General features: G+C 52.9%; 7 protein-coding genes and 1 pseudogene. 4 read left to right on the forward strand and 4 right to left on the reverse strand.

Annotated elements, in window-relative coordinates; all coding sequences use genetic code 11:
- A pseudogene (locus AAC086_RS19460) lies at positions 1-128 on the forward strand (IS630 family transposase); the annotation flags it as partial.
- 12 nt (positions 129-140) lie between these two features.
- On the opposite strand, the gene AAC086_RS19465 reads toward AAC086_RS19460, so the two are convergent.
- Positions 141-848: a TIGR00266 family protein gene (locus AAC086_RS19465; RefSeq protein WP_339781227.1), complete on the reverse strand. Its 708-nt coding sequence runs from the start codon at positions 846-848 to the stop codon at positions 141-143.
- 290 nt (positions 849-1,138) lie between these two features.
- Between AAC086_RS19465 and AAC086_RS19470 the strand changes: the two genes are divergently transcribed.
- Complete coding sequence (locus AAC086_RS19470) at positions 1,139-2,533, forward strand: branched-chain amino acid ABC transporter permease (RefSeq protein ID WP_339781229.1); 1,395 nt, start codon at positions 1,139-1,141, stop codon at positions 2,531-2,533.
- Positions 2,534-2,746: 213 nt separating this feature from the next.
- A complete protein-coding gene (locus AAC086_RS19475) occupies positions 2,747-3,028 on the forward strand; it encodes a cupin domain-containing protein (RefSeq protein ID WP_339781231.1) in 282 nt (93 codons plus the stop codon).
- A 95-nt stretch (positions 3,029-3,123) separates the two neighbouring features.
- Here AAC086_RS19475 and AAC086_RS19480 read toward each other — a convergent pair whose 3' ends face one another.
- On the reverse strand, positions 3,124-4,788 hold the full coding sequence (locus AAC086_RS19480; protein ID WP_339781232.1) for an FMN-binding glutamate synthase family protein: 1,665 nt from the start codon (positions 4,786-4,788) through the stop codon (positions 3,124-3,126).
- Positions 4,789-5,152: 364 nt separating this feature from the next.
- On the opposite strand from AAC086_RS19480, the gene AAC086_RS19485 reads away from it, so the two are divergent.
- Positions 5,153-8,074 (forward strand): autotransporter domain-containing protein, encoded by a 2,922-nt coding sequence (locus AAC086_RS19485; RefSeq protein WP_339781233.1) that lies wholly within the window; start codon positions 5,153-5,155, stop codon positions 8,072-8,074.
- 151 nt (positions 8,075-8,225) lie between these two features.
- Here AAC086_RS19485 and AAC086_RS19490 read toward each other — a convergent pair whose 3' ends face one another.
- Both AAC086_RS19490 and AAC086_RS19495 read right to left on the reverse strand, forming a co-directional pair.
- Positions 8,226-9,566, reverse strand: a complete 1,341-nt coding sequence (locus tag AAC086_RS19490; protein ID WP_339781234.1) for an MATE family Na+-driven efflux transporter — start codon at positions 9,564-9,566, stop codon at positions 8,226-8,228.
- Positions 9,567-9,757: 191 nt separating this feature from the next.
- The gene (locus AAC086_RS19495) at positions 9,758-13,399 is read right to left on the reverse strand and encodes a hydantoinase B/oxoprolinase family protein (RefSeq protein ID WP_339781235.1); all 3,642 of its coding nucleotides are present in this window, start codon (positions 13,397-13,399) and stop codon (positions 9,758-9,760) included.
- Positions 13,400-13,419 lie beyond the last annotated feature (20 nt).

Genomic DNA, 13,419 nt, shown 5'->3' on the forward strand with positions numbered 1-13,419 from the left:
CGCATCTCAGACGGATCGGCGCCAGAACCTATGACGACCTCATCGCTGCAATTGGAAATATCTGCGATCTGTATCAGCCAAACGAATGCTCGAACTTCTTTGCTGCTGCTGGATATCGTTCAAATTAAAGGCAAAACGCTTTAGCCCTTGTTGCGATCCTTGGGCAGGGCAGCAGCGATGCGATCTGCCAACCGCGAGAAAGGCAGGCTTTGCAACCACACGGTTCCCGGTCCTTCCAGAGTGGTCACAAACAGGCCTTCGCCGCCAAACAGGGCATTACGAAAACCGCCAACAAAATCGATCGCATAATCAATATTATCGGTCAGGGCCACCAGCGACCCGGTATCAACCCGCATTTTTTGCCCCGGCTGCAAATCCTTGCGCACAATGGTGCCACCGGCATGCACAAACACCATGCCATCGCCGCTTAACCGTTGCAAAATAAACCCTTCGCCGCCAAACAGCCCGGCCCCCAACCGTTTGGAAAAGGCAACATCAATGTCGATGCCCGCAGCGGCACATAAAAAACCGTCCTTCTGGCATAAAACCTGCCCGCCAAAATCACGCAGGTTAATGTCAATCACCTTGCCGGGATAAGGGGCAGCAAAGGCAACATGGCCCTTGCCAGACCCTTCATGGACAAAACTGGTGATGAAAAAACTTTCCCCGGTCAGCATCCGTTTAAAACCGGAAAACAGGCCGCCGCCGGTATTGGTCTGCATCGAAATACCGGCCCCCATATACATCATAGCCCCGGCTTCGGCACGTACCCCTTCACCGGGATCAAGCTCGATCTCGACCAGTTGCATTTCGTTGCCAATGATTTCGTAATCAATAATATCTGCCACAGGTTTTCCTTTGCTTTTCATCGGGCGGATGGCACAGGGAACACGGCCGAAAAGGCATCTGCCCCGTCATTCCCGACACCACCGATTATGCCTCAGGGTCGGGATCTGGGGCACTATAATCAAAAACAAATGGCAAAGCAGGGCAATATTATGACGTTTCCAAACCTTTGCCGACCATAGCCCTTTGACAGTTCACGTAAAACTTGCAATATACCCTACCCAAACAAACAGGGTGAAAAATGGGGCGGGGATGGTCAATCAGGGGCTGGCAAATTTTGCTGGGGCTATTGTTGCCTCTGCTGTTGGCCGGGTGCGAAAAACAGGATTTTTACAAGTTCAATATTTGCCGCCTGGCCCTTCCCGGCGTTGAAAATAGCGGCTTACGCTTTCATCTGTTAACCCGCCCCGATGTCGACACATCTGCCGACACCATCACCCTGATTTACCAAATCCTGCCCGATAGCGTCCCTTATTATGGTGATAATGACGGGGCAATTTCAGATAATATACCCTTGACCGGCGGCGGCTCCCCTGCCTTTGCGCATAGTATTACCTGCCATTTTGCCCCCTCAAAAACACCCGGATTACGTGCTCCCCTTACCGGCATTACCACGTCGCGCTTTGGCCCTTTACCCGACAGCCAGTTGGTCTTGCTAGACCGGTTCTGGATCAACCGGGTGGGTGGCAGTGCCATGGCCTTTTTTGACGATGAAAGCCGCACAGCCACCCTGCCCGATATTGCCGATATTGGTAACAAAGCCGCCTTTGCCGCACAACTCAGCCTGTCAGGCCTGTCACGCGGGGCGGTCTATGCTTTGCTCGCCCTGCCCTTTACCCTAATTTACGGTCTGATTGGCCGCATTAACCTGGCCTTTGGCGAAATGCTGATGGTGGGCGGGATGGCAGCAATGATTACCAGTCTGGCGGTCATTGGCGGAATCGGCTGGCATATTACCCTGATTGTCATATGTGCGATGGTGGCCGCAATGATCTATGGGGCCGGGTTGAGCCATTTATCGTGGCGCTGGGTTTTTGGACCGCTGGGCCGGTTTCAGGCCAGTGGACAGGCCATAATTGTAGCATCGCTTGGCTGTGTTTTCGTGATCCAGGAATTTGTCCGCATCGCATGGTCGGCGCGCAATTTTAACCTGCCACCAATTTGGCAATTTACCTTGCCACTGGTACGCGGCGGGCATTTCATCGTCACTATCGACGGGTTCGATATTCTTGCCATTTTGCTGGCTGCGGCGATGTGCCTCATCCTGCAGGGCCTTATGCAGAACACCGCCTTTGGCCGTGCCTGGCACGCCATCCGCCAGGACCGTTTTGCCGCTGCCCTGTGTGGCGTGCGCCTGCACCATGTCGAAGCCCAAACCTTTGCCCTGGCCGGAATGCTATGCGGCATTGCCGGGGCCATCATGGCGCTGCGTTACGGGGTGATCAATTTTCATTTCGGCACCCTGTTGGGTTTCAAAGCCTTAACAGCCGCCATTTTGGGCGGTATCGGCATTATTCGCGGTGCCTGGCTGGGTGGTCTTTTGCTGGGGGTGCTGGAATCACTCTGGACCGGATATTTCGGCGATCCGTACCGCGATGCTGCCGTGTTTGGACTGCTGGCTGCGGTGTTAATTTTACGTCCCGAGGGGCTTTTTGCAATCGACAACGCCCCTCGCCAGGGACGATAGCTTCGGTTATTTTCTCACCGCAAACCATACATCCGATATGCGTAATGGAATCTTGCGAGATCAACCAATCACAGAAAAAACAGGTAAATCATCGTAAAAATTTTCACCAACCCACTCATTTATGAAGCCATGACAGGTTTTATTTTAATTATTTTATTAAAATAAAAAATCAACACAGGAACAATGTTCATGCCCCATATAAACCTCACCAAAATGGCTGAAAACCTGCCAGAATTTTGGAAATCCAAAGTTATTGGACAGTCTGGAAATTGCAATATAAAAATCCTTAAAATGGATGGACAACAAATTCCCGATGAAACACACGACTACAATGAAGCCTTGATTGTCATTCGCGGGGAAATGTTTTTACGTGTTGAAGGCGAAAAAATACAGGTTTCCGAAGGCGAAATGTATCTGGCCCTTGCAGGCATCCCCCACGCGGTTGCAGAAGGAAGCCACGGCACCCTTATGATTATCGATCCCGTTGGAAGTTAATTAAACCGATAAAGATAAAACCCCCAAAAACGACACACGGCAATATCGGGGCAGACTGAAACCATTGTCTGCCCCGATAGAAACCAGATTACGGATCAGGTGCTGTGCGCCATTTCGCGCCGTTTAAACGGACCAAACGGAATTTCAGACGGGGCAAAGGTTTCGGCCGACGCACGGTCCCAGCGGCTATGCCAGTCGGACAAAGCGGGAATTTCGGCATCGGAGACCAGAAAGCCTTCTGGCAGGTAGGGATACACTTCGTTCCCGTCGAGAAATTCATTGTCCTTTTGGCGGAACATAAAGTGATAGGGCATAAAATCGCGCGGGTCTTGCAACCCGGCGGCCCCGGTAATTTCGGCAAGGGCATGGAGGGTATTTCTGTGGAAGCGGGCAACACGGTCGCTTTTATCACCAACATCAATGGCACGCTGGCGCGCCGGGTCCTGTGTGGCGATGCCGACCGGGCATTTATTGGTGTGGCAGGATTGCGCCTGAATACAGCCCAGCGCAAACATGAAACCGCGCGCCGCATTGCACCAATCCGCCCCCAGGGCAAAGGTCTGGGCAATATCAAACGCCGAGACGATTTTACCCGCCGCACCAATTTTGATCTGATCACGCAAACCGGCCCCGCGCAGGGCATTATGCACAAAGGTCAGCCCTTCATGCATGGGCATCCCCACCCGGTTGGCAAATTCAACCGGGGCCGCCCCCGTGCCGCCTTCCTTGCCATCCACCACAATAAAATCGGGCAAAATACCGGTTTTCAACATCGCCTTGACGATGCACATAAATTCGCGTCGATGGCCGATACACAATTTGAACCCCACCGGCTTGCCGCCCGAAAGGTCACGCAGCTTGCCGATAAATTCCATCAAACCGACCGGGGTGGAAAAGGTGCTGTGTGCTGCGGGCGAAACACAGTCGATCCCCATCGGAATGCCGCGCGCTTCGGCAATTTCTTCGGTGATTTTAGCCGCAGGCAACAAACCGCCATGGCCGGGTTTTGCCCCCTGGCTTAACTTCACCTCGATCATTTTGACCTGCGGGTCGGCAGCGGTTTGCGCAAAACGCTCGGGCGAAAAGCTGCCATCCTCGTTGCGGCAGCCAAAATAACCCGATGCCACCTGATAAATCAGATCGCCCCCACCCTGGCGATGATAACGGCTGATGCTGCCTTCGCCGGTATCATGGGCAAAACCGCCTTTTTTCGCCCCGCTATTTAACGCCAATATGGCATTGCCCGACAACGCGCCAAAGCTCATGGCGGAAATATTATAAAGGCTGGCATCATAGGGTTTTTTACAGGCCGGGCCGCCGACCCGCACCCGAAAATCGGTGCCGGTAATGATGGTTGGCGTTACCGAATGGGTCAGCCAGGCATAGCCGGAGCTGTAAACATCCTCAATCGTGCCAAAGGGGCGTTTATCCTCTACCCCCTTGGCGCGTTGATAAACCAGCCCGCGGTCCTGTCGGCTAAAAGGCAGCTTTTCCTGATCGCCCTCGATCATATATTGGCGAATTTCCGGGCGGAAGTTTTCCAGAATAAACCGGATATGCCCGCTGACCGGGTAATTGCGCAAAATCGAATGTTTGTTCTGGCGGATGTCATGCCAGCCCAGCAACGTCAAGGCCCCGAAAATCACCGCCGACAGCCAGAACCAGGCCCCAAAAAAAGGCGCGCAAATAACCGACACAATTGCAAGAATCGTCACACCGGCAAGAACCGCGTAACGCTGATACTGAACAAGGAAATTCAAGATGAGTCTGTCCTGTCGAATGAAGCGGGAAAAAAGGACGAGGATTTAGCAATAAGATAATCACACAGTACCATATCGCCGCAAACCGCATGTTTACGCAATCTTCGTTCATTTTCGCCAAGGCCTCAACGGCTATATCGCGAGTCCGCGTGATCATCCTGTGACATCCGGACAGCATGATATGATACCGATAGCTTGGTACAGAAAAGGTCGCGCGGTAGCTCATCTCTAAATATATACATAAGGATATATTTAGAGGATTATTAACTATCTTAAGAATAGTGACCTCCAAAGAGGCAACTGGTGAATATACATTCTGATAAGGTGCAAATTATTTTCGCAAAAATCAGGTTCCGGGGGGGCTATGTTCCATCAAAAATCATCGAACAGCACATATCGCAATATCGGCTGGAAGAAAGTCGTGCTTTGCTGTTCCGTCTCGGGACTAGCCTTGTTTGCCGCAGAAACGGCGGAGGCAGCCTGTAACACTACGGGCACGTTCACCAGAACGAACTGCTTTAGTAACGGCAATATCCAGTATTTCTCAGACGAAGGTGCGTCATCATTGACCCTAACCGGGGAAACGGCAAGTTCTGTTGAGCTTAAACCTGATGATTCTGTAACAGGTGCAACAACGCAGACCCTGACGATTGACGGAAATACGACTCTTACCCGTACGGATTACAGTGCTGTCATTTCACAGACAAACAAAGCAAATCGTAACGCAATTGCTGTGATCGAAACTGGAGCTACGATTTCAACCTCAGGCGGCGGTTTTGGTGCTATCTGGTTCAAAAACGATACATCGGGCGACATCTCGATCACCAGTGGTGCAATGATAAATTCGACCGGCCAACAAAGCGGCGCAGCAGGGATTAGTGCTGTAACGAATGGCGGCAATGTTTACATTACAAACGAAGCTTCGGGCAAGATCACCTCCGATGATCGCGGTCTTTATGCTGACGGTGGTTCTCAAACGGTTAAAACGGCACCCTATACTGTTTCAATCACCAATCACGGAACAGTTAATGCCACCACCTATTCTGTACTCGACATTAACAAAACCATCGGCACCGGTTTTGGCGCGCGCGTTAACAATTATTATGGAAATGCGGCCATAACCAATACCGGCACCATAACAGCAACAGACAGACAGGGTGTTGTCACATGGTCTGCGGATGGCGGCAGTTCATCGATCAATAATAGCGGTAAGATCGAAGCCGGAGATGACATCGCCGTTCAGGCCTGGAGCACAAACGGCGATGCCATTGTCACAAATAGCGGTACCGTCATAGCTTCTGACGACCCAGGCCGTAGTGACCCAGGAGCTGGTTTTATTGGCATCCAGACACAAGTTGAAACTTCGGGAAATACGACGATTACCAACACGACGTCCGGCACCGTCACTGCCTCTGCCGATACCGGGATCGAAGCCAAAGCACTGACGGCGGGCAATATCACGATCTCGAACGCCGGCACCGTGTCATCTCTTCGGGGGATTTATGCCGAAACCGCCAGTGGAACCATTAACATCTCCAACAGCGGTACAATTTCGGCAACGCAATATGCCATCAAGACTACTGGCACAACACAAAGCCTTGTTAATAGCGGCACCATCAAAGGCAATATCGAAAACACCAGTGCGACCGGCCTGACGATTTCAAACGACAATTCGACGATCTATGGCGTGCTGAGCGGCTATACCAGCGACAGCAGCATGGTTAAAGGGCAAATCACCCATACAAATGCCGATCTTACCTTTTCCAGCGGCAAAATCTGGCTGAATGACGATATTAATGCCACCGGTCATAGCGTTAACAATACCGGCGCGACCTTAAAGCTCAGCAATGCGGTTACAATTACCGGCAATTATGTCCAAACCGGCGGCGGATTGCTGGTAGAGGCTGCCAACACATCCTCGCACGGCGCGCTTAACGTTTCAGGTGACGCGGCGATCAGCAATTCAACTGTCGTTGTTTCGGGCAACAACCTTGCCGTTGGCGATAGCTATACGATTGTCGGTGCCGGCGGCACGGGAAGCTATACCACATTATCGGCCTCTGTTGTCGGAACGGCGGACCGTAATGCGGTTGTCAAAACCGTGGGCAAGGATCTGGTTGTGATCCTGACCAAAGCAGATGGCACCGGCAAATATACCCCGGTCGGCAATGCCGAAGGCGGCAGTGCAACGCCGCTGGGGCGCACCCTTGATACGATTAACGCCAAGGATACGCCCGCGGCCATTGCCTTTCAAAATCAGGTTCTCGCACAAATTGACAGCCTGCCCGAAGCCCAGCGCGGCACCGCCATCAAGGAACTTTCGCCCGCCAGTGCCGCCAACACCGTCCAGCTATCGGCACAGGCCACATCCATTGTCATTGGTGCGGTTGAAACCCGTCAGCAAATCGCCATGTCGGGCGACGGCGCATCGCAAACCGGGATCGCGGCGGGTGACGAAGGGCGTTACAGCCAGTTATGGGGGCAAATCCTGGGCGGGTCGGCGCACCGCGCCGGTGATAGCGAAAATGACGGTTTTACCAGCAAAAGCTTTGGCCTGACCAGCGGGTTTGACCATCTGATTACCCCCAACCTTCTGGGCGGTGTCGCGTTAAGCTGGGTGCGATCCTGGACCGATGGCAGCAATGCCTCGAACGGATCGACAAACACGCTTGATAGCTATCAAATGACATTTTATGGCACTTACCACATCGATCGCCTGGCAATTGATGGCCAGATTGGTGCCGGATGGAATCATTACGACCAGCAGCGCACCATTTCCTTTTTGGGCAATACCGCCAGTGCCGATTATGACGGGCAGCAATATATGGCGCGCACCCGTGTTGGTTATGATTTCAGCCTGGGCGACACAACACTTACCCCGTTTGCCGGGCTTCGCTGGCTTGGCGCACGTACTGAGTCCTATCAGGAAACCGGTGCCGGTGCGGCCAACAACTCGGTCAACAGCCAAAACAACAGCAGTGTCACCCATGAAGTCGGGGCACGGGCCGAATGGAGCTTTGATACCCCGACCGGCATTGTCTCACCAGAAGTCTCGGCAGCGTGGATCCATGATTACACCGACAATACCGTCGATACCACGGGCCAGATCGGCGGTACCGACTATTCAATCCAGACCAAGGGACTTGAATCGGATGGTGTGCGTCTTGGCATTGGCCTGTCCTATCAGACCTATGAAAATCTGAGCCTGAAACTGTCCTATGACGGCGAACTGCGCTCAGGCTATCAAAGCCAGGCCGCAACCTTGCGGATGAACCTGGATTTTTAAACAACTGGCTATACCCGGCACAACAAGCTTTACCAACTTAAACGGTGGCAGAAATGCTACCGTTTTTCATATGAGTACAACTCGACACTGTCACAGCACCGAATAAATCTGCAAACATCTTAGGCCTTCGGGAAGCCAAACCAGTGCTATTTCATTTCGATAAAATTCCCGCGCTTGAACCAGCACGAAAATATTGCGGCACCGAAATCCAAACGAACAAAACAAACGTCAGAATTGCATCTACAACGATCCCACCTCCGAACAGCAGGCAAATCGAATAGATATCAGGCTGAAAATATCCGTTCTGATACAGAACAAATGCAACCCCATAATAGATGACATTTACGAACAGGGACTGATAGAGCATCAAGTCTGTGCGCCCTGTTCCATAAAAGAAACTGTCCACAACATTGTTAAATGCAAAAACGACGTAAAACCCAATCAAAACATTCACAACGTCAATCACCGGCCCCGGTTCTGAAACGCCCATGACATTTTGCAAAAAACTTCCCCAATAGGAAAACGTCGCGAACCAAAGCGCGCAAATGAACATCGTTGAGACAAAATATAAAAACAGTCCTGCTCCGACATATCCATTTTTAACTGCCGCCTGACGCCGGACAAAATCACCCAATGACAGAATGGGCAGTAGCAGCCATCCCCAGATAAATGCATTCGCCAGCCAAAACTCTCCCTGCTTGTGCACTGTATTGACAATCCGGATAATCATCACGGCAAAAGCCCCATTACGAACAAGCGTTTCCGTTGATGCCAGGATCGATATCCGCAACCAGCTTCTTTTAAGAATCGGGTCAAGTCGATTTCTGTTGAGAAGCGAAACACCACATCGATTTAGAATATAGATGGCATAAAGGGCTAAAATGATATTCGAGACGATGCTCGAAATCGCAACGCCGACGATGCCTAAACCGAACGAAAAATCGAATGTGCCAAACATCAATGCATCACACATCGACATGCAGACCGCCTGGGCAATCAGCAGCATCATAATGCTTGCTGTTCGTCCCAGTACAGTAAGCACAATCATGGCAACAGTGAAAACATAGCTAAAGGTCATGGCTATGATTTCACCGCGAATGTATGTGACCGTAATCTCGTGAAGCTCTGGGGTTTGCCCCATTGCTGTCACCAGATGGGGGGCAAAAATCAACAAAAAAGTCGATAGCAGGATGAAGGCGCCGCCGATCCACCGAAAAGCAACACTGACAACAGATGAAAACGCATCGGGCTTAGTAATGTATCGACCAAAAACATAGAAAAGTGGCAATAAGATCCCGTCATTTATGACCTCTATCACCAGCGATAACCAGGAAATCTGTGAAGCGATAGAATACGCGCCCACGTCAGGAACGTCGCCAATCAAGTAAATTCGGAACGTAGAATACAAGGTTGGAATTAGTCGACTTAGTAAGATCACGGCATATAATTTGACTGAGCCCGATATTGCAATGCCACGACCCAACACCTTCACAACCGCACCTTTAAACTTATCTCCCCAAACCTGAAACCTAAAACAAAAACTTAGAACAAACTATTCTTAAAACAAAAAGCCGCCCGGTTTTCCGGGCGGCGAGTTTTTAAGGGAGCATCACTTGATGCCGGGCTGCTGAAGGGAGCAGCCCTTTATGGGGTGCTGGCGAACAAATGCCCGAGATGGGGGTCTCAGGCTTTGCCATACCCCCCACCACCCGGGGTTTCGATGATGAAGACATCGCCGGGGTTCATTTCGGTGCCATCGGTGCCTTTAAGTTCGGTTATGGTGCCATCGGTACGCTCCACCGCATTGCGGCCCAGCTTGCCCGGTTGGCCGCCCGCAACCGCCTGGCCCGGAACACGGCGATGGTTGGACAGGATCGATGCCGTCATTTTTTCAAGGAAACGAACCCGGCGTACAGTGCCATCCCCGCCCTTGAATGCACCATCGCCGCCAGAGCCGGTCCGAATACCAAAGCTTTCGAGCAGGACCGGAAAGCGCCATTCCAGCACTTCCGGGTCGGTCAGGCGCGAATTGGTCATATGGGTATGCACACCCGACGTTCCGTTATAGCCCGGTCCGGCCCCGGTGCCGCCGCAGATGGTTTCGTAATACTGGTATTCATCATTGCCATAGGTGAAGTTGTTCATGGTGCCCTGTGCGCCCGACATGGTGCCAAGGGCAGCATAAAGGGCGTCGGTGACATGCTGGCTGGTTTCAACATTCCCCGCCACCACGGCCGCCGGGTAAACCGGGTTGAGCATGGACCCTTCGGGCACGATCAAATCAACCGGTTTCAGGCACCCGGCATTGAGCGGAATATCATCATCGACCAGGGTTCGGAACACATACAACACCGCCGCCCGTGTCACCGCCGACGGCGCATTGAAATTGTTATCAAGCTGCGCTGAGGTGCCGGTAAAATCGACCTTGGCGGTACGATCTGCCTTATTGATGGTGACCTTGACGCGAACAACCGCGCCATTATCCATTTCATAGGCAAATTCGCCGTCATTCAGGCCTTCAAGCACGCGACGCACACTTTCTTCGGCGTTATCCTGCACGTGTTTCATATAGGCATGAACCACTTCAAGGCCGAAATGATCGACCATTTTGCGCAGTTCCTGAACACCCTTTTCATTGGCCGCGATCTGGGCCTGCAGGTCGGCAATGTTCTGATACGGGTTGCGCGCCGGATAGGTCGCCCCTTCCAGAAGGTTCCGCAGCCCGGCTTCATCAAATTTACCCTGATCGACCAGTTTGAAATTATCAATCAGAACGCCTTCTTCCTCAAGCACCCGTGAATTGGGCGGCATGGAGCCCGGCGTGATTCCGCCCACATCGGCATGATGCCCGCGCGAGGCGACATAAAACAGAATGTCCTTGCCTGCATCGTCAAATACCGGGGTGATGGCGGTAATATCGGGCAGGTGCGTGCCGCCATTATAGGGATCGTTCAGGATATAAACGTCGCCCGGTTTCATCTTGTCGGCATTTTTGGTCATCACCGCCTGAACCGATTCCCCCATTGATCCCAGATGCACCGGCATATGCGGGGCATTGGCAATCAACAAGCCTTGCTGGTCAAACAGCGCACAGGAGAAATCCAGCCGTTCCTTGATATTAACCGAATAAGACGTATTGGCGAGTGTGACCCCCATCTGTTCGGCAATGTTCATGAACAGGTTGTTGAAAACCTCCAGCATCACCGGGTCGGCTTCGGTGCCGATGGCTTCGGTGCGTTTAAGGGGCACAACGCGGGTTACCACCAAATGATCGCGACCATTCACCTTTGCTTCCCAGCCCGGATCAATCACAGTGGTGCCAACAGGTTCAACGACAACGGCAGGACCGGTGACAACGGCGCCTGGTTTCATGTCTTCGCGTTTATAGAACGGGGTTTCGTGGGCAACGCCACCAAACACCACCCGGCGGGTTGCCAGCGGTGCAACATCCGTTTCGCCGTCAACAAGAACCGCCTCGGCATCCGGCAGGCTTTCGGTTTCGCCAATCGCCTCGACCGCCACGGCTTCTACCACCAGCGGCTTTTCTTCCATGACAAAGCCGTAGCGCTGTTTGTGCTGTTCTTCAAACTGGGCCTTGATTTCATCCGCCGTACCGAAATCAACAATCAGCGGGTTATCCGTGCCGTCATAACGCAGATGCAGTTTTTTTTGCAGGCGGATTTTATCATCGCCAATGCCCTGTTCGTGCAGTTCGGCCCTTGCATCAACCCCCAGCTTGTCAAGCTGCTGATCCAGATTTGCCAGTTCATCGGTTTTAAGGCGGCTTTCAACCGCCTGTTCGCGCATCGCCCGAATATCGGCCAGCCCCATACCATAGGCCGACAACACCCCGGCAAAGGGATGAACAAACACCCGCGTCATGCCCAGCGTATCGGCCACCTGGCAGGCATGTTGCCCGCCTGCCCCGCCAAAGCATTGCAAGATATAATCCGACACATCATAGCCACGCTGCACCGAAATTTGCTTGATCGCATTGGCCATGTTTTCGACCGCAATGCGCAAAAAGCCCTCGGCAACTTCTTCGCTGGTCATATCATTGCCGGTATCGGCCTTGATTTTGGCCGCCATTTCGGCAAAGCGGGTTTTAACCGCCGTATCATCGAGCGGTTCATTGCCCTCGGGGCCAAAAACCGGCGGGAAGAAATCGGGCTGGACCTTGCCCAGCATGACGTTAATGTCGGTTACCGCCAACGGCCCGCCGCGACGATAGGCCGCCGGGCCGGGATTGGCACCGGCACTGTCGGGGCCAACGCGAAAACGTGCGCCATCAAAATGCAATACCGACCCGCCACCCGCAGCAACGGTATGAATTTTCATCATCGGCGCGCGCATCCGCACCCCGGCAACCTGGGTTTCAAAATCGCGTTCATATTCGCCGTCATAATGCGAAACGTCGGTCGATGTGCCGCCCATGTCAAAGCCGACGACCTGTTGATAGCCATCCATTTCAGCCGTGCGCACCATGCCAACAACACCGCCCGCCGGGCCGGACAGGATGGCATCCTTGCCCTGAAATTTCGAGGCATCGGTCAAGCCGCCATTGGACTGCATGAACATCAGTTTCACACCGCCAAGCTGGCTGGCAACCTGATCGACATAGCGCCGCAAAATCGGCGACAGATAGGCATCGACCACCGTGGTATCGCCGCGCGACACCAGTTTCATCAGCGGGCTGACCTCGTGGCTGACCGACACCTGGGTAAAGCCGATGTCACGGGCAATTTCAGCCGCCGCCACTTCGTGCGCGCTGTATCGATAGCCATGCATAAAGACAATGGCGCAGGCGCGAATGCCATCATTGAATGCGGCTTGCAAATCGGTGCGCAGCTGATCGCAATCAAGGGCGGTCAATTCCTCGCCCTGCGCGTTAAAGCGCCCGGATGCCTCGATCACCCGTTCATACAGGCTTTCGGGCAGTTTGATGTTGCGATCAAACAGGCGGGGCCGATTTTGATAGGCAATGCGCAGCGCATCGCGAAACCCCGCCGTGGTGACCAGAACCGTGCGGTCGCCTTTGCGTTCCAACAAGGCATTGGTCGCCACCGTGGTGCCCATTTTAACGGCTTCGATCTTGTGTGCCGGAATGGCTTCATCGGGGCCAAGATTTAGCAATTCGCGAATGCCCTGAATGGCCGCATCCTGGTAACGTTCCGGGTTTTCCGACAACAATTTATGGGTCAGCAACGTGCCATCGGGCTTGCGGGCGACAATATCGGTAAAGGTGCCGCCACGGTCGACCCAGAATTGCCATTTTGCCGTATCGGCATTGTTGGTTTGAGCCGTGTTTTGATCATGCGAAGCCATGATGCTTACTCCTTTAGCAT

It is taken from the genome of uncultured Thalassospira sp., from assembly GCF_963976115.1.
In the GTDB taxonomy this organism is placed as follows: domain Bacteria; phylum Pseudomonadota; class Alphaproteobacteria; order Rhodospirillales; family Thalassospiraceae; genus Thalassospira.